Source organism: Burkholderia sp. Bp8991 (assembly GCF_003853795.1).
Taxonomy (GTDB): Bacteria; Pseudomonadota; Gammaproteobacteria; order Burkholderiales; family Burkholderiaceae; genus Burkholderia.
Map to the genome: position 1 here is coordinate 73,213 of NZ_QTQJ01000018.1, position 17,790 is coordinate 91,002.

The window sequence follows — 17,790 nt, forward strand, 5'->3', positions numbered from 1 at the left end:
CGCGTCGGCCTTACTTCGGCTGGGCGACCGTGACGAGCGCCGGGCGCAGCACGCGGTCGGCGATCATGTAACCCTTTTGCAGGACGGTCACGACGGTGTTCGGCTCCTGCTCGGCCGGCACCATCGAAATCGCCTGGTGCTGGTGCGGATCGAACTTCTCGCCGACCGGGTTGATCGCGACGACGCGGCCCTTCTCGAGCGCGCTCGTCAGCTGGCGCAGCGTCAGTTCGACGCCTTCGCGCACCTTCGTGATGTCGCCGGACGTATCGCCGACGGCAGCCTCGAGGCTGTCCAGCACGGGCAGCAGGTGCTCCGCGAAGCCCTCGATCGCGAACTTGTGCGCCTTCGAGACATCTTCCTGCGCGCGGCGGCGGACGTTCTCGGTCTCGGCCTTCGCCCGCAGGAAGCTCTCCTGCAGCTCGGCGACCTTGGCTTGAGCCTCCGCGAGCGCCGCGTCGGCTGCTTCGGCGGCGGGCGCCGCGCCTTGCGCCGCCTGCTTCTCGCTGCCGATGTCTTCGGCCGATTGGGTAGCCGGGTTCTCTTGCGTGTTTTCCATGTCGCTGAAAGTCGATTAGAGGTTGAAGCCAAATCGGCAACGCCGGACCGTATGCCGGCGGCACCGCACATTGTTGGTGCAAATAAGGGCGAAAACTGCGATTTCAAGGGGGTTATTCACCGGCATTCGCCAATGCCGTGAAACAACCGCGCTGCGCGCCGCCGATTACGTGCATTTGTCGCCGGATCGGACGAAACGACCGGTAACAACGCTTACCAGGCAAGTACTAGCTCGGCACAGGGGGGTGCACTACACTCCATTCAAGCGTCGAAAAAGCGCGTTTACCCTAGCTTACCGGCGCCTGACATCCACCTGGCGCTGCATTCACAGTCCCATCGAGGCGCGTACCGTGAAACTGACCTTTGCCATATCGGTGGTCGCGCTGGTACTGATTGCCGGCACCACCACCATCTGCCTGTCCGGAGCCGTCACCGACCGCACGACCGAATACGGAAGCGCGCGGGCGACGTTCGACCAGATGTTCAGCTCCCACCAGAAAATCTGTCGATGATGCGCCGGTCGCGCTTGGTCGGCCGGCCGTGCAGTTCCGCCGCCGGCTCGCGATAGGTGCGGCGCCGCTCCAGTTCGGCGAGCCGCGCGACGCGCCCCGCTTCCGTTTCCTCGTAAAGCGTCTGCGCGATGCTCGCGGGCCCGCGCACGTCGCAAATTCCCAGCACGGCAATGTGCCAGACGACACCGTCGATCGCAATCTCGACCTCGTCGCCGACGCGCACGTCCTTGGCCGGCTTCACCGCCGCGCCGCCGATCTTCACGTGGCCCTTGTCGACCGCGTCGGACGCGAGCGAGCGCGTCTTGAAGAAGCGGGCCGCCCACAGCCATTTGTCGATGCGCAGCTTTGCGCCGGGTTCAGTCGAAATCCTGTAGTTCATCGCGTTCAACTCACCGTTTCGGGCTGCGCGGCCTTCACCGGCCAGCCCTGCAGATTCTCGGCGACGATCTCGCCCAACGCGCCGATCCACGCGGGCGCGCCGTTCAGGCACGGAATCCGGTGGAACGCTTGGCCGCCGCCCGCGATGAACTCGTCGCGCACCTCCATCCCGATCTCCTCGATCGTCTCCAGACAATCGGCCGTAAAACCGGGACAGAACACGTCGGCCCGCCGCACGCCCGCCTCGCCGAGTTCGCGCAGCGTCGGCGCCGTGTACGGCTGCAGCCACTCGGCCTTGCCGAAGCGCGACTGGAACGTCACGCGGCATTCGAGCGTCGACAGCCCGAGCGCGGCCATCAGCAGCGCGCCCGTCTGCTGGCACTGGTCGTGATAGGGGTCGCCCAGGTCGAGCGTGCGCTTCGGCACGCCGTGGAAACTCAGCACGAGCTTGTCGCCGGCCGCGAAGTCGGGCCGGCCATGCTGCGCCCAGTACTGGCGCACCTGCTCGGCGAGCGCGTGGATGTAGGCCGGATGGTCGGCGTAGTGCCGCACCGTGCGCACTTCCGGCTGGTTGCGCATCCGCGCGAGCGCGGCGAACGCGGCATCGAATGCCGTCGCGGTGGTGGACGCCGAGTATTGCGGGTACATCGGCATCAGCAGCACGCGCTCGACGCCAGCACGCTTGAATTGCGCGAGCGCCTGCGCAATGCCCGGGCTGCCGTAGCGCATCGCGTAGTCGACCGTCACCTGATAGCCGTTCGACGCGAGCAGGTGGCGCACGCCGTCGGTCTGGCGCTCGGTGTATACGCGCAGCGGCGAGCCTTCGGGCATCCAGACGGCCGCGTACTTCTTCGCGGACGCGCGACCGCGCAGCGGCAGGATCAGCGTGCGCAGCAGCACCTGCCAGACGACCTGCGGGATTTCGACGACACGCGGATCCGACAGGAACTCGGCCAGATAGCGCCGCACCGCGCGCGGCGTCGGGGCGTCGGGCGTGCCGAGATTGATCAGCAGCACGCCGATGCGATGGGCAGCTGCGACGCTCGAAGGCGGCTCAAGATCGAAACGCATGGGCAGGAACGTGCTCGGGGCACGCAGTCGGACGGCCCTCAATTATAGCGGGCCGTCTCGCCCGGGTCGGCTGGCCGTTCGGCCGACTGGCGGTGCGCACGGCGCCGCGGCACGATGGCGGGACGGTATCGGTCGGGTTACTGCTGGCTCAGCGTGAGCGACAGCAGCCGCGCGGTGATGTCGACGATCGGGATCACGCGGTTGTACGCCATGCGGGTCGGGCCGATCACGCCGAGCGTGCCGACGATCTGGCCGTTCACCTCGTAGGGCGCGGTCACGACGCTCATTTCCTCGATCGGCACGAGCGTCGATTCGCCGCCGATGAAGATCTGCACGCCCTGGGCGTGGCTCGACACGTCGAGCAATTGCAGGAGGCCCGTCTTTTGGTCGAACACGTCGAACAGCTTGCGCAGCCGCGCCATGTCGGACGACAGATCCGCCACTTCGAGCAGGTTGCGCTCGCCGGAAATGAGCACGGTGTCCTCGGTGTCGGGCACCTCGGTGCTGGCCGTCACGGCCGCATGCATCAGCGTGGTCATGTCGCCGCGCAGCTGGTCGATCTCGTCGCGCAGGCGGCGGCGCACCTCGTCGAACGACAGCCCGGCGAAGTGCGCATTGATGTAGTTGGACGCCTCGGTGAGCTGCGACGGCGAATAGTCGCGCGGCGTCGCGAGCATCCGGTTCTGCACGTCGCCCTCGGGCGTGACGATGATCAGCAGGATGCGCTTGTCCGACAGCCGCATGAACTCGATCTGCTTGAACACGTGGCTGCGGCGCGGCGTCAGCACGACACCCGCGAACTGCGACAGGTTCGACAGCACGCTCGCCGCGGCCGCCACGACCCGCTGCTGCGGTTCGCCGGCCTGCAGCGTGTTCTGCACCTGGCGCGCGACGGCCTCGGCGTCGATCGGCGCCTCGACCGTCAGCATCGTGTCGACGAACAGCCGGTAGCCGCGCGGCGTCGGCACGCGGCCGGCCGACGTATGCGGGCTCGACACGAGGCCGAGCTCCTCCAGGTCGGACATCACGTTGCGGATCGTTGCCGGGCTCAGTTCGAGCCCGGAGTAACGGGACAACGTGCGCGAGCCGACCGGCTGACCGTCGGCGATATACCGTTCGATCAGGGTTTTCAGGAGGGTTCGTGCGCGAGGATCTAGCATGGTGGAAAATTTTAGCGCAACCGCGCGAGCACGGCGAGTGGCCGCGGCCACTGTCGCCCGGGCCGACCGATCCGGCCCCGTTCGCGCACAGCCGGTTCTTTTCGTCAACGAGCTATGGTGTAATGCCGGCATGAAAACCGGTAATCAGTTCAACACCGTCGCGCTCGTCGGCCGGAGCAACACGCCCGGCATCGCCGAGCCGCTCGCCACGCTGGCTGGCTGTATCGCGAAGCTCGGCTTCGAGGTCGTGTTCGAAGCCGAAACGGCGCGCGAGATCGGCATCTCCGGCTATCCGGCGCTCACCCCGGCGGAGATCGGCGCGCGCGCGGACGTGGCGGTCGTGCTCGGCGGCGACGGCACGATGCTCGGCATCGGCCGCCAGCTCGCGCCGTACAAGACGCCGCTGATCGGGATCAACCATGGGCGGCTCGGCTTCATCACCGACATCGCGGCGGCCGACATGCAGGCGCGCGTCCCGGTGATCCTGTCGGGCAAGTTCGAGCGCGAGGAGCGCTCGCTGCTCGAGGCCCGGATCGTGCGCGACGGCGAACCGATCTACCACGCGCTCGCGTTCAACGACGTCGTCGTGAACCGCAGCGGCTTTTCCGGGATGGTCGAGCTGCGCGCGTCGGTCGACGGCCGGTACATGTACAACCAGCGTTCGGACGGCCTGATCGTCGCCACGCCGACCGGCTCGACCGCGTACGCGCTGTCGTCGGCCGGCCCGATCCTGCATCCGCAGCTCCAGGGCATCGTGCTCGTGCCGATCGCGCCGCACGCGCTGTCGAACCGGCCGATCGTGCTGCCCGACGATTCGAAGATCGCGATCCAGATCGTCGGCGGCCGTGACGTCAACGTGAACTTCGACATGCAGTCGTTCACCTCGCTCGAACTGAACGACACGATCGAGGTGCGCCGCTCGAAGCACACGGTGCCGTTCCTGCACCCGGTCGGCTACAGCTACTACGCGACGCTGCGCAAGAAGCTGCACTGGAACGAACACGCATCGAACGAAGACGACAAGGCGTCCTGACGCACCCACGCCCGACACCATGCTCCGCCACCTCTCGATTCGCGACTTCGTCATCGTCGCCGCGCTCGATCTCGAATTCGACAGCGGCTTTACCGTCTTTTCCGGCGAAACCGGCGCCGGCAAATCGATCCTGATCGACGCCCTGGCCCTCGCGCTCGGCGAACGCGCCGACGCGAGCGTCGTGCGCGCCGGCTGCGGCCGCGCCGACATCACCGCCGAATTCACGCCGCACGACCGCGTCGCGCGCTGGCTCGACGAACACGCGTTCGACGCCGAGGACACCGTGATGCTGCGCCGCGTGATCGACGCGAACGGCCGCTCGCGTGCGTTCATCAACGGCACCAGCGCGACGCTCGCGCAGCTGCGCGAGCTCGGCGAGATGCTGGTCGACATCCATGGTCAGCACGCGCACCAGCTGCTGATGCGGCCCGACGCGCAGCGCGAGCTGTTCGACACGCACGCGGGGCTCGTGGCCGATGCCGCGAACGTCGCACGCGCGTGGCGCGTCTGGCGCGACGCAACGCAGGCGATCGACGCCGCGAAGGCGCATGAGCGCGAACTGCAGCTCGAACGCGAGAAGCTCGCCTGGCAGCTCGCCGAGCTCGACAAGCTCGCACCGCAACCCGGCGAATGGGACGAAGTCGGCAGCGAGCACAAGCGCCTGTCGCATTCGGCGAACCTGATCGCCGGCGTGCAGGGCGCGCTCAACGCGCTGTCCGAGGCCGACGACGCGATGCTCCCGCAGCTCGGCGCGATCGTGTCGAAGCTGCGCAGCCTGGCCGACTACGACACGGGGCTCGGCGATGCGCTCGCGTCGCTCGAACCGGCCGAAATCCAGCTGCAGGAAGCCGTCTATTCGCTGTCGCACTACGCGCAGCGCCTCGATCTCGACCCGGCCCGGCTCGCGCAGGTCGAAACGCGCCTCGACGCGCTGCACTCGACCGCCCGCAAGTTCCGGCTGCCGCCCGACACGCTGCACGAGGAACATGCGGCACGCCGCGCGCAGCTCGCCGCGCTCGACGCGGCCGCCGATCTCGGCGCGCTCGAAGCCGCGCAGGCGAAGGCACGGGAAGCCTATCTCGCCGACGCGAAACACCTGTCGACGGCCCGCGCGCAGGCCGCGAAGGCGCTCGGCACGGCCGTCACGGCCGGCATGCAGGAACTGTCGATGGCGGGCGGCAGCTTCGAAGTCGCGCTCGTGCCGCTCGCCGACGGCGGCCCGCACGGGCTCGAACAGGTCGAATTCCGGGTCGCCGGGCACCCCGGCGTGCCGCTGCGGCCGCTCGCGAAAGTCGCGTCGGGCGGCGAACTCGCACGGATCAGCCTCGCGCTGGCCGTGATCGCTAGCGCCGCCAGCCCGACGCCGACGCTGATTTTCGACGAAGTCGACACGGGGATCGGCGGCGGCGTCGCCGAGGTGGTCGGCCGCCTGCTGCACCAGCTCGGGCGCGACCGCCAGGTGCTGTGCGTGACGCACCTGCCGCAGGTCGCCGCACGCGGCGACCATCACTTCCAGGTCGCGAAAGGCGCCGACGAGCGCGGCGGCACCGTCTCGTCGGTCGTCCCGCTCGACAAGGCAAGCCGGGTCGAGGAAGTCGCGCGGATGCTCGGCGGGCTCGAGATCACCGCCACCACGCGCAAGCACGCGAAGGAAATGCTGGCGGCCTGACGCCGGCTTCGTCGGCCGAAATGCAGAAGATCGGCGCATGCGCCGGTCCCGGACCGCCGACGAACCCCACGTTTTTCGGAACGCGGCGTGTCGCCTTTCCCGGAACAGGCCTGCAGCGGCACGGCGAGCAGGCAGACCGATCTGCCGGTCGAACCGCTCGCACGGCGCAGTTTTTCGATGGACGAGCGCCGCCCGCCCTACCCCGCGGATTCGAGCGTCCTGCCGCGAACGCGGGATTCAAACGTCCGCCTCAAACGCCCGTTTCGACCGCGCCGAACACACGCTCCCACAACGCCGTCACGGCCGCCCGCTCGTCGGCCACCAGCGCCGGATCGACCCGCGCCTTCTCCATCCCGTCGAGCCGCAGCTTGTGCTGCAGCTTCCGGTACTTGCGGTACGCGGCGCCGACGCGCTCGGCCTCGTCCTCGCCCATCAGCCCGAACCGCGCGACCTCGCGCAGCAGCGCGATGTTGCCGGTGTTGCGGATCAGCTCGGCATCGCTCGACGCATGCAGCAACACCCAGTACTGGACGATGAACTCGATGTCGACCATCCCGCCGCGATCGTGCTTCAGGTCGAACAGCTCGGTCTGGTTCGGGTGGCCGGCGAACACCTTGCCGCGCATGTCGACGATTTCCTTCGCGAGCACCGCCCCGTCGCGCGGCGTCGTCAGCACCTGCTGGCGGATCGCCTCGAAGTCCGTGCCGATCTGCGGGTCGCCCGCGCTGTAGCGGGCGCGCGTCAGCGCCTGGTGTTCCCACACCCACGCGGTATTGGCCGCGTCGCCCTCGCGCAGCTGGTAGCGGCGGAACGCGTCGAGATCGGTCACGAGCAGCCCGGCCTCGCCGTTCGGCCGCAGCCGCAGGTCGATGTCGAACAGGGCGCCCGCGCCGGTCGCGGTCGTGAGCCACGTGATCAGCCGGCGCGTGAACGTCGTGTAGACGTCCGCCGAGCGCTCGTCGGGGTCGTCGTACAGGAAGATCAGGTCGAGATCCGATGCGTAGCCGAGCTCCTTGCCGCCGAGCTTGCCGTACGCGATCACCGCGAACTTCGGCACGTCGCGGTGGCGCTTCGCGAGCTGCGACCAGACGACTTCGATCGTCACGTCGAGCACCGCGTCGGCGAGCTCGGACAGGCGGTCGCTCACATGCTCGACCGACAGCTGGCCGGCCAGGTCGATCAGCAGGATGCGGAACACTTCCGCGTGCTGCGCGTGCCGCAGCAGGTCCATCTGCTGCTCGGGGCCGTCGGCGGCCGCGAGGCGCGCACGCAATGCGTCCTTGAACGCAGGCCAGTCGAACGGGCTCGCGATCGCTTCGTCGTCGAGCAGTTCGTCGAGCAGCTGCGGATGGCGAATCAGGTAGCCGCCGCCCCAGCGCGTCGCGCCGAGCACCGACAGCACGCGGTCGAGCGCGGCCGGATATTCGGTCAGCAGCGCGAGATAGACGCCGCGCCGGCTGACCGTCTCGAGCAGGTCGAACAGCCGCACGATGGTGTCGTCGCGGCGCGCGGCGTCGATCCGCGGCGCGGCCTCGAGCGCGCGCTGCGCGACGCTGTCGAAGCGCTGCCGGCTCTTTTCGGGCAGGCCCGCGTAGCGCGACGACTGCCAGATCGCGCGCAGCCGCGCGAGCACGGCCGCCGGATCGGTGAAGCCCACGCCGTCGAGGCGCGCGAGCAGCGCGTCGTCTTCGCCGTCGTCGGCGAGCGCCCCGCTCCAGATCCACGTGGCGGCCGTGTCCTCGCCCGCCGCGCAGGGGCCGCCGTTCACCTTGTCGGCAAAGATCTGGTCGAACTGCGCCTCGACGAACGTCCGGTGACCGTCGAGCACCGTCATCAGCGCCGCATAGTCGGCAAAGCCGAGCGACGCGGCCAGCACCGCCCGCTCGCCCGCATCGACCGGCATCGCGTGCGTCTGCGCGTCGTCGCGGTACTGCAGCCGGTGCTCGAGCGTGCGCAGGAAGTTGTAGGCGTCGGTCAGGCGCTCGCGCACGTCCTCGCCGATCAGCCCGCGCGCCTGCGCATGGCGCAGCACCGCGAGCGTCGGCCGCACGCGGAATTCCGCATCCTGGCCGCCGCGGATCAGCTGGAACACCTGCGCGCTGAATTCGATTTCGCGGATCCCGCCGCGCCCGAGCTTGATGTCGTCGGCCTTGTCGGGCCGCATCGACGCGCGGCGCGCGGCTTCCTGGCGAATCTGCTGGTGCAGCGCACGGATCGCGCCGATCACGCCAAAGTCGAGATAGCGGCGGTATACGAACGGCTTGACGATCGATTCGAGCTGCGCCGCCAGCCGCCGCGCCGCGTCGCTGTCGCCTTCGGATACGAGCCGCCCCTTGATCCACGCGTAGCGCTCCCATTCGCGCCCCTGCACGTAGAAATACTCCTCGAGCATCCCGAGACTGCAGACGAGCGGCCCCGAATCGCCGTTCGGGCGCAGCCGCATGTCGACGCGAAACACGTAGCCGTCGGCCGTGACCTCGGACAGCACGCCGATCAGGCGGCGGCCGAGCCGCGTGAAATATTCCTGGGTGGACAGCGGCGAGCGCGTGCCGCCGGCCGTTTCGCCGTCGTCCTCGTAGACGAAGATCAGGTCGATGTCCGACGACACGTTCAGCTCGCGGCCGCCGAGCTTGCCCATCCCGACCACGCCGAGCACGACGCGCTGGCCGTCGGCGCCGCGCGGCTCGCCGTACATCGCCTCGAGTTCGGCCGACAGCAGCGCGAGCGAGCGCTGCACGGCCACTTCGGCGAGATCGGTCATCGCGCCCGTCACCTCGGCGACGCTCGCGACGCCGCGCAGGTCGCGCTCCGCGACCGCGCCGAACACCTCGATACGCAACTGCCGCAGCGCACGCTTCAGTTGCTCGTCGCCCGGCGCGGCCGCGCCGGCCGGCGTGGCGAGCAGTTCGGTCAGGCGCGCGTCGAGCTGCGCGCGCGTGAGCGGCGCGGCGGCCCACGCGGCGATCTGGTCGGACAGCGCGGGACGCGCGGCGGCCGCGCGGGCGAGATAGCGGGAATAGGACGTGCTGATCAGGGCGGAAGCGTCGGTCATCGAAAAGCGGGCCTGGCAGTATGGCCCCGCTGCGGGAACAACGCGTGCGCGCCCCGCTGCCGACAGGCCCCTTGGACTCGGCGCGGTGTCGCGACGCGGATGCGCCGCCGCGACAACCGCGCGCCGGAAAGCCCGTGCCGTGCGGCCTCAACGGCCGCCGGCACGAACCCGTGTGATACATTTCAACGTCAGTCTGCAAAACTACCATATCGCCGCCCTTCCGCCGCATGTCCGACCGTCAGGAATCCGCCGTAGCTGAGCCCGAAGCGGGACCTCCGAAGCACGATCATCCGGTCCTGCGTCGCGTGTTCAGGGTGACGCTGGCAGTCGGGATCGGCACGTACTTCGTCGCGTCCGGCGTGTTCCTCGGGATGCGCTACGTGCTGCTGCCGCGCATCGACGAGTACCGCCCGCGCATCGAGCGCGCGGTGTCCGACAAGCTGCACGCACAGCTTTCGATCGGCAAGCTGTCTCCGCACTGGTCCGGCATGCAGCCGGGCGTCGAAGTCGCCAACCTCACCATTCGCGGCCGTGACGGCCAGATCGCGCTGTCGGTCCCGCACGCGACGGCAGCGCTGTCGTGGATGTCGCTGCTGCGGCTGTCGCCCGCGCTGTCGAGCCTGATCGTCGACCATCCCGACCTCGTCGTCGCGCGCGCCGCCGACGGCTCGCTGAGCGTCGCGGGCGTCGGCGTCGCGACCACCCATGGCGGCAACGACACGTTCGGCACGTGGCTGCTGAAGCAGGAAGCGATCGTGCTGCGCAACGGCACGCTGCGCTGGCGCGACGCGCAGCACGACGCACCGGAACTCGCGCTGTCCGGCATCCGCCTCGCGGTGCTCAACCACGGCCGCGAGCACAAGGCCGCGCTGCAGGCGCCCGCGAACGGCACGCTGCTGCTCGGCCCGCTCGATTTCCGCGCGCGTTTCCGCCACAAGCCGCTCGCGCCGATCGGCAAGCCGACGAACTGGACCGGCGACGCGTACCTGTCGACCGGCCCGGTCGACCTGCAGACGCTCGGCCGCTATCTCGACATTCCGCTCACGATCCACGCGGGCCGGATCGACAACGCGATCTGGGCGACCTTCCAGGACGGCCACCTGCGCTCCGCGGGCGGCGACCTGCAGGGCGCCGACGTCGTGCTGCGCGTCCGGCCGACCCAGCCGCGCCTCGACGTGCCGACGGTCGGGTTCGGCTGGGACATGGCGCTGGACGCCGGCCACGACTACACGCTGCACCTGACGCGCTTCAACGCGGAGCTCGGCCAGCCGCCGCTGCCGGACGGCACGCCGCTCGCCCGTTCGCTCGCGCTGTCGACGCTGACCGCCCGCTACCGCGTGCCGACCGCCGACCAGGGGCAGCTGCTCAGCGTCGTCGGCGACCGCGTCGATCTCGGCATCCTCAGCGAGTTCATCCGCGGGCTGCCGCTGCCCGCGCGGCTGCGCAACGAGCTGATCAAGCTCGACCCGCGCGGGATGGTGTCGAACTATCACATCGAGGTCGAACGCGCGAAGCCGGCGCGGCCCGACCTGGCCGACGAAGAGCGGCGCATGGGCGCCGCGCCGATCGTCCGCTACCGCTTCCTCGGCGATCTGCAGGGCATCAGCGTCGCCGCGCAGGAGCCGCCGCCGGGTCTTTCCCCGCGCGGTCACCCGCGCGCCGGCTGGCCGGGCGTCGAGAATTTGTGGGGCCACATCGACGCGAACGAAACCGGCGGCAGCGCGCACTTCGACACGGTCAATGCGGCGGTCACGGTGCCCGGCGAATTCGACGAGCCGCGCCTGACCTTCGACCGGCTGCGCGGCAACGCGAAATGGGTGATCACGCCGGCGCCGGGCGAGAAGCACGCGCGCGTCGACGTGACGTTGCCCGACCTGTTCGTCGCGAACCCCGATGCGGAAATCGCGGTGTCGGGCACGTACACGAACCCCGGCCACGGCCGCGGCTCGCTCGACCTGCGCGCGGATTTCGCGCGCGCATCGGTTGCGCGCATTCCGCGCTACCTGCCGACCGGGATGTCCGAGCACCTGCGCGACTATCTCGGCCATGCGCTGCAGGACGGCCAGGTGACCAAGGGAGCCTCGATCGTCGCCCGCGGCCCGCTCGAGAAATTCCCGTTCGAACACGAGCCGGACGCCGGCGTGTTCCACATCGTCGCGCCGTTCACCGGCGGGCGCTTCGAGCCGACGCCGTACCCGCCGCGCAAGCTCGCGAACGGCACGCCGAGCATCTGGCCCGCACTCGACGGAATCGACGGCGTGTTCGAGCTCGCGCAGAACAAGCTGCGCTTCGACATCGCGCGCGCGCACTACAAGCGCGTCGCGCTGACGAAGGTCGCCGGCCGGATCGACGATCTCGGCAATCCGTCGAAGTCGCCGCTCATCATCGACGGCCATGCGCAAGGCCCGCTCGCGGACCTGATCGACTACGCGGACAACAGCTCGCTCGGCGCGATGAGCGGGCACATCGGCCAGCGGATCGATGCGCAGGGGCCCGCGGCACTCGCGCTCAAGATCACGATTCCGCAGCACGTTCCGCATCCGCATACGCACGTCGAGGGCACGCTCGCGTTCGGCGGCAACACGCTGTCGACCGACGGCGTGCCGCCGCTGTCCGCGCTGCGCGGCAGCGTGCGCTTCAGCGAGGCCGGCGCGTCGCTGCACGAGCTGTCGGGGCGCTTCCTCGGCGGCCCGGTGCGCGCGAACGGCAACTTCCAGTCGCACGGCCCGTACGCGGTGGACGTCGACGGCAAGCTCGCGCTTGACGCCGCGCGCGGCCTGAACCTGCGCGGCACGGCCGCGGCGCTGCTCGAGCACGTGGTCGGCGACGCGCCGTACCAGCTCGCCGTGCGCGGCGCGCCGGGCCGCCTGCCGGAGGTCACCGCGCATTCCGACCTGACGGGCGTCGCGCTGAATTTCCCGGCGCCGTTCGCGAAACCGGCCGGCACGCCGATGCCGTTCCGCTTCACGCTGCAGCCGGCCGCCCAGGCCGGCGGCAAGCGCCTCGAGCATGCCGACCTGACGCTCGGGCCCGTGTCTGCGACCTACCTGCTCGACGCCACGTCGGGCCAGCCGCTGCGCGCGGTGCGCGGCGCGATGGGCATCCACCGGATGCCCGATCTGCCGCAGGACGGCGTGAGCGCCGCCGTCGACGTCGACGAACTGGACGCCGACGCCTGGCTCGCGCTCGCCCGCACGCTGCAGCACGACACGCCGCGCGCGCCGGAGCCGCAGGCCGCGCCGCGCGTCGACGTCGCGAGCTTCACGCCGAAGCGCTTCGCGCTCCACTTCGGCACGCTGAAGCTGCTCAAGCGCAACTGGGAAAACGTGATCATCGGCGCGTCGCACGTCGACGAGCTGTGGCAGGCGAACATCGCGTCGAACCAGGTATCGGGCTACCTGTCGTGGGCGCCGGGCGGCGGCCACAACGGTGCGGGCGTGCTGAACGCGCGGCTCGCGAAGCTCGTGATCCCGCAGAGCGCGCAGCACGACCTCGTCGGCCGCGCGATGAACCTACCGACGCCGACCGACCGGCCGATGCCGTCGGTCGACCTGATCGTCGACCAGGTCGTCGCGCGCGATCACGACATCGGCAGGCTCGTCGTCAACGCGCGCAACCTCGAGGAAGACGGCGCGCCGGTGTGGCAGCTCGACAAGTTCGAGCTGGCGAACCCGGCCGCGAAGCTGACGGCGACCGGCAACTGGCGCACGTCGCGCCGCGCGCTGGCCCGCGGCGTCGACGAAAACGATGCGCCGCGCCGCAGCGTGTTCGACTTCAAGCTCGACGTCGGCAACGCGGGCGCGCTGCTCGACCTCGTGGGCCTGCCGCGCACGCTTGCAAACGGCCACGGCACCGTGACCGGCAAGGTCGGCTGGCGCGGCGGCCCGACCGCGGTCGATCTGCCGTCGCTCGGCGGCCAGGTCGCGCTCGACCTGGAACACGGCCAGATCCTGAAGGTCGATCCGGGTGCCGCGAAACTGCTCGGCGTGCTGAGCCTGCAGAGCCTCGCGCGCTTCCTGACGCTGAATTTCCGCGACGTGATCGGCAAGGGACTGCCGTTCGACAAGATCACGGGCACCAGCCGGATCTCGAACGGGATCGCGCGCACCGACGACTTCTCGATGACGACGGCACCGGCGAACGTGACGGTGCGTGGCGCGGTCGACCTCGGCGCCGAGACGCAGGACCTGCACGCGCACGTCGCGCCGAAGATCGGCGCCGGCACGGCGGCAATCGCGGCCGCGATCATCAATCCGCTGCTGGGTGTCGGCGTGCTGGCCGCGAACTACGCGCTGTCGGAGACGCTGTCGCACGCGTTCGCGCTCGACTACGCGATCACGGGCTCGTGGGCGCATCCGCACATCGAGCGGGTGCGAGGCGATCAGGGTAAGATGAATCACGGTCCGGCCGATGCGGCGAGCCACTGACGCGCGCAGGGTGCCGGGCCGCACCCCATTTATGACGCAACCGATCCAGCGATGACCGATCACACCCGTTCCGCCACGCCCTTTCGGGTCGCCGCGCTGCAGATGGTGAGCACGCCGGACGTCGCACGCAATCTCGCCGAAGCCGGCCGCCTGATCGCGGAAGCGGCCGGCGACGGCGCGCAGCTCGTACTGCTGCCCGAGTATTTCTGCTTCATGGGCCATCGCGACACCGACAAGCTCGCGCTCGCCGAACCCTACCGCGACGGCCCGATCCAGCGCTTCCTGTCGGAGGCCGCGCACCGTCACGGCATCTGGGTGATCGGCGGCACGCTGCCGCTGAAGGCGCCGGAGCCCGATCGCGTGCTGAACACGACGCTCGTGTTCGACCCGAACGGCCAGGAAGCCGCCCGCTACGACAAGATCCACCTGTTCAACTTCGAGAAAGGCGACGAATCGTTCGACGAGGCGCGCACGATCCGCGCGGGCGACACGGTCGTCGCGTTCGACGCGCCGTTCGGGCGGGTCGGCCTGTCGGTCTGTTACGATCTGCGCTTTCCGGAGCTGTATCGCAGGATGGGCGACTGCGCGCTGATCGTCGTGCCGTCGGCGTTTACGTATACGACGGGCCGCGCGCACTGGGAAATGCTGCTGCGCGCGCGGGCCGTGGAGAACCAGTGCTACGTGCTCGCGGCCGCGCAAGGCGGCAAGCACGAGAACGGCCGGCGCACCTGGGGCCACAGCATGCTGATCGACCCGTGGGGCGAGATCGTCGCGGTCCGCGACGAAGGCGCGAGCGTCGTGACCGGCGCGCTCGATCCGCAGCGCATCGCCGACGTGCGCCAGAGCCTGCCCGCGTGGCGGCATCGCGTGCTGGCCTGAACCGCTGAACCGCCCGGCGCTTGAAACGCCGCCCGGCCAACCCATCTGCCCAGAACGCACCCGACAACTTTTTGAGAACCCTCGATACCCGCATGAACATCATCGAACCCGGCATCCGCAATCTTGCGCTGGCGAAGGACATCCTCCTCACGCCGTACGGCCTCGACGAGAGCCTGCTCACGCGCACGATCGCCGACATCTTCACGCATCGCGTCGACTACGCCGACCTGTACTTCCAGGCGACCCGCAGCGAAGCGTGGAGCCTCGAGGAAGGCATCGTGAAGTCGGGCAGCTTCAGCATCGACCAGGGCGTCGGCGTGCGCGCGGTCGCGGGCGACCGCACCGCGTTCGCCTACTCGGACGACCTGTCGCCGGAAGCCATCGCGCAGGCGGCCGCGGCCACCAAGGCGATCGCGGCGGCCGGCGGCGGCCGCCAGAAGATCAAGGCGGCGACGTCCCTGAAGGGCATCTCGGGCCGCGACCTGTACCTGCCGTCCGATCCGCTCGCGTCGCTCGACGCGACCGCGAAGGTCAAGCTGCTCGAGCGCATCGAGCAGATGGCGCGCGGGCGCGACCCGCGCGTCACGCAGGTGATGGCGGGCCTCGCCGGCGAATACGACGTCGTGCTGGTCGCGCGCAGCGACGGCGCGCTCGCGGCCGACATCCGCCCGCTCGTGCGCGTGTCGGTCACGGTGATCGCCGAACAGAACGGCCGCCGCGAGATCGGCTCCGGCGGCGGCGGCGGCCGCTTCGACTACGGCTACTTCACCGACGAAGTGCTGTCGCGCTACGTCGACGACGCCGTGCACGCGGCGCTCGTCAACCTCGACGCGCGCCCCGCGCCGGCCGGCGCGATGACCGTCGTGCTCGGGCCGGGCTGGCCGGGCGTGCTGCTGCACGAGGCGATCGGCCACGGCCTCGAGGGCGACTTCAACCGCAAGGGTTCGTCGGCGTTCGCCGGCCGGATCGGCGAGCAGGTCGCCGCGAAGGGCGTGACGGTGGTCGACGACGGCACGCTGCCGAACCGCCGCGGCTCGCTGAACATCGACGACGAAGGCAACCCGACGCAGTGCACGACGCTGATCGAGGACGGCATCCTGAAGGGCTACATCCAGGACACGCTGAACGCGCGCCTGATGAAGATGCCCGTCACCGGCAACGCGCGGCGCGAGTCGTACGCGGCGCTGCCGATGCCGCGCATGACCAACACGTACATGCTGAACGGCGACAAGGATCCGCAGGAAATCATCGCGTCGGTGAAGAACGGCCTGTACGCGGTGAACTTCGGCGGCGGCCAGGTCGACATCACGAACGGCAAGTTCGTGTTCTCGGCGTCCGAGGCGTACATGATCGAGAACGGCAAGATCACCTACCCGGTGAAGGGCGCGACGCTGATCGGCAGCGGCCCGGAATCGCTGAAGTACGTGAGCATGATCGGCAACGACATGTCGCTCGACTCGGGCGTCGGCGTGTGCGGCAAGGAAGGCCAGAGCGTGCCGGTGGGCGTCGGCCAGCCGACCCTGCGGATCGACAAGATGACGGTCGGCGGTACGGCATAACCGCATCGCAGCGCATACAATCCGCGCATTTTGGCAAAAGCGCGCGGATTCTCCGCATTTTTGAGCACCCCCGGTTGCCAGCGACGCGGCGACCGGGTATAAATTCCGAATCAACTTTTTTGACGAACCGAATCTCCGTCATGTCCGCCAAGTTTTATTTTTACTTTTTTTGGCATCTCAGACCGCTGGCGGATCGAGAGGGTTGATGGCGCGTGAAGCGCAACCGAAATTCCCGAAAAAACCGCCGGCGAACCCGGCGGTTTTTTTTCGCCCTTCGCCACCCGGTCGCCGCCGCAGCGGATCCCGCGGCCCCGACCGAAATCACTGAATCGCTTGAATCGATGAATCTGCCGCACGCGCACTGACCGAACGGCGCCCGCAAAACCAGGAGAAACAGCATGCCCCCGCACAACACCGACGACGTCCGCATCCGCGAACTCAAGGAACTGACGCCGCCCGCCCACCTGATCCGCGAATTCGCGTGCTCCGAGGCCGCGTCCGAGCTGATCTACAACTCGCGCCAGTCGATGCACCGCATCCTGCACGGGATGGACGACCGGCTGATCGTCGTGATCGGGCCGTGCTCGATCCACGATACGAAGGCGGCGATCGAGTACGCGGGGCGGCTCGTGAAGGAGCGCGAGCGCTTCAAGGGCGAGCTGGAAATCGTGATGCGCGTGTACTTCGAGAAGCCGCGCACGACGGTCGGCTGGAAGGGGCTCATCAACGATCCGCACCTCGACAACAGCTTCAAGATCAACGAAGGGCTGCGCACCGCGCGCGAGCTGCTGCTGCAGATCAACGAGATGGGGCTGCCGGCCGCGACCGAATACCTCGACATGATCAGCCCGCAGTACATCGCCGACCTGATCTCGTGGGGCGCGATCGGCGCGCGCACGACCGAGTCGCAGGTGCACCGCGAGCTGGCGTCGGGGCTGTCGTGCCCGGTCGGCTTCAAGAACGGCACCGACGGCAACGTGAAGATCGCGGTCGACGCGATCAAGGCCGCATCGCAGCCGCACCATTTCCTGTCGGTGACCAAGGGCGGCCATTCGGCGATCGTGTCGACGGCCGGCAACGAGGACTGCCACGTGATCCTGCGCGGCGGCAAGACGCCGAACTACGACGCGGACAGCGTGAACGCCGCGTGCGCGGACATCGGCAAGGCCGGCCTCGCCGCGCGCCTGATGATCGACGCGAGCCATGCGAACAGCTCGAAGAAGCACGAGAACCAGATTCCCGTGTGCGCGGACATCGGCCGCCAGGTCGCGGCCGGCGACGAGCGCATCGTCGGCGTGATGATCGAGTCGCACCTCGTCGAGGGGCGCCAGGACCTGAAGGAAGGCTGCCCGCTGACCTACGGCCAGAGCATCACCGACGCGTGCATCGCGTGGGACGACAGCGTGAAGGTGCTCGAAGGCCTCGCGGAATCGGTGAAGGCACGCCGCGTCGCGCGCGGCAGCGGGAACTGATCGCCGGCGGGCCCGAGGCGGCA

Annotated in this window: 12 protein-coding genes; 7 read left to right on the plus strand and 5 right to left on the minus strand. The window is 69.3% G+C overall.

Features of this window, described 5'->3' with window-relative positions; genetic code table 11:
- Positions 1-10 precede the first annotated feature (10 nt).
- Positions 11-556, minus strand: a complete 546-nt coding sequence (grpE, locus tag DIE02_RS20995) for a nucleotide exchange factor GrpE (protein ID WP_044844047.1) — start codon at positions 554-556, stop codon at positions 11-13.
- Positions 557-905: 349 nt separating this feature from the next.
- Between grpE and DIE02_RS35585 the strand changes: the two genes are divergently transcribed.
- A complete protein-coding gene (locus DIE02_RS35585; protein WP_006476841.1) occupies positions 906-1,067 on the plus strand; it encodes a hypothetical protein in 162 nt (53 codons plus the stop codon).
- On the opposite strand, the gene DIE02_RS21005 is transcribed toward DIE02_RS35585, so the two are convergent.
- The 3 genes from DIE02_RS21005 to hrcA all read right to left on the minus strand — a co-directional run bounded on the left by DIE02_RS21005 (position 1,039) and on the right by hrcA (position 3,676).
- Complete coding sequence (locus DIE02_RS21005) at positions 1,039-1,446, minus strand: RNA-binding S4 domain-containing protein (protein ID WP_124487960.1); 408 nt, start codon at positions 1,444-1,446, stop codon at positions 1,039-1,041. The two genes, DIE02_RS35585 and DIE02_RS21005, sit on opposite strands and share 29 nt — an antisense overlap.
- A 5-nt stretch (positions 1,447-1,451) precedes the next feature.
- Complete coding sequence (gene hemH / locus DIE02_RS21010; protein WP_044844045.1) at positions 1,452-2,516, minus strand: ferrochelatase; 1,065 nt, start codon at positions 2,514-2,516, stop codon at positions 1,452-1,454.
- Positions 2,517-2,653: 137 nt separating this feature from the next.
- Positions 2,654-3,676, minus strand: coding sequence for a heat-inducible transcriptional repressor HrcA (hrcA, locus tag DIE02_RS21015; protein WP_011544637.1), 1,023 nt, complete (start codon positions 3,674-3,676; stop codon positions 2,654-2,656).
- A 130-nt stretch (positions 3,677-3,806) separates the two neighbouring features.
- Between hrcA and DIE02_RS21020 the strand changes: the two genes are divergently transcribed.
- A complete protein-coding gene (locus DIE02_RS21020; RefSeq protein ID WP_124487961.1) occupies positions 3,807-4,709 on the plus strand; it encodes an NAD kinase in 903 nt (300 codons plus the stop codon).
- 19 nt (positions 4,710-4,728) lie between these two features.
- Entirely contained in the window at positions 4,729-6,378 is a 1,650-nt protein-coding gene (recN, locus tag DIE02_RS21025; RefSeq protein ID WP_124519945.1) for a DNA repair protein RecN, read from the plus strand.
- Positions 6,379-6,628: 250 nt separating this feature from the next.
- Here recN and glnE read toward each other — a convergent pair whose 3' ends face one another.
- Positions 6,629-9,430, minus strand: coding sequence for a bifunctional [glutamate--ammonia ligase]-adenylyl-L-tyrosine phosphorylase/[glutamate--ammonia-ligase] adenylyltransferase (glnE, locus tag DIE02_RS21030; RefSeq protein WP_124520277.1), 2,802 nt, complete (start codon positions 9,428-9,430; stop codon positions 6,629-6,631).
- 227 nt (positions 9,431-9,657) lie between these two features.
- Between glnE and DIE02_RS21035 the strand changes: the two genes are divergently transcribed.
- From DIE02_RS21035 to aroG, 4 genes are all read left to right on the plus strand, one after another.
- The gene (locus DIE02_RS21035; protein WP_124529734.1) at positions 9,658-13,857 is read left to right on the plus strand and encodes a YhdP family protein; all 4,200 of its coding nucleotides are present in this window, start codon (positions 9,658-9,660) and stop codon (positions 13,855-13,857) included.
- Positions 13,858-13,908: 51 nt separating this feature from the next.
- Positions 13,909-14,736, plus strand: coding sequence for a carbon-nitrogen hydrolase family protein (locus DIE02_RS21040; RefSeq protein ID WP_044844040.1), 828 nt, complete (start codon positions 13,909-13,911; stop codon positions 14,734-14,736).
- Between the two features lie 92 nt (positions 14,737-14,828).
- Positions 14,829-16,295 carry a metalloprotease TldD gene (tldD, locus tag DIE02_RS21045; protein WP_059451318.1) on the plus strand — a complete coding sequence of 489 codons (1,467 nt, stop codon included), beginning with the start codon at positions 14,829-14,831 and terminating at the stop codon, positions 16,293-16,295.
- Between the two features lie 398 nt (positions 16,296-16,693).
- The gene (aroG, locus tag DIE02_RS21055; RefSeq protein WP_059465445.1) at positions 16,694-17,767 is read left to right on the plus strand and encodes a 3-deoxy-7-phosphoheptulonate synthase AroG; all 1,074 of its coding nucleotides are present in this window, start codon (positions 16,694-16,696) and stop codon (positions 17,765-17,767) included.
- Positions 17,768-17,790 lie beyond the last annotated feature (23 nt).

Excerpts from the sequence above, each read along its gene's own strand:
- grpE (WP_044844047.1), bottom strand. The coding sequence starts at position 556 with ATGGAAAACACGCAAGAGAACCCGGCTACCCAATCGGCCGAAGACATC.
- DIE02_RS21005 (WP_124487960.1), bottom strand. The coding sequence starts at position 1,446 with ATGAACTACAGGATTTCGACTGAACCCGGCGCAAAGCTGCGCATCGAC.
- hemH (WP_044844045.1), bottom strand. The coding sequence starts at position 2,516 with ATGCGTTTCGATCTTGAGCCGCCTTCGAGCGTCGCAGCTGCCCATCGC.
- hrcA (WP_011544637.1), bottom strand. The coding sequence starts at position 3,676 with ATGCTAGATCCTCGCGCACGAACCCTCCTGAAAACCCTGATCGAACGG.
- DIE02_RS21020 (WP_124487961.1), top strand. The coding sequence starts at position 3,807 with ATGAAAACCGGTAATCAGTTCAACACCGTCGCGCTCGTCGGCCGGAGC.
- recN (WP_124519945.1), top strand. The coding sequence starts at position 4,729 with ATGCTCCGCCACCTCTCGATTCGCGACTTCGTCATCGTCGCCGCGCTC.
- glnE (WP_124520277.1), bottom strand. The coding sequence starts at position 9,430 with ATGACCGACGCTTCCGCCCTGATCAGCACGTCCTATTCCCGCTATCTC.
- DIE02_RS21035 (WP_124529734.1), top strand. The coding sequence starts at position 9,658 with ATGTCCGACCGTCAGGAATCCGCCGTAGCTGAGCCCGAAGCGGGACCT.
- DIE02_RS21040 (WP_044844040.1), top strand. The coding sequence starts at position 13,909 with ATGACCGATCACACCCGTTCCGCCACGCCCTTTCGGGTCGCCGCGCTG.
- tldD (WP_059451318.1), top strand. The coding sequence starts at position 14,829 with ATGAACATCATCGAACCCGGCATCCGCAATCTTGCGCTGGCGAAGGAC.
- aroG (WP_059465445.1), top strand. The coding sequence starts at position 16,694 with ATGCCCCCGCACAACACCGACGACGTCCGCATCCGCGAACTCAAGGAA.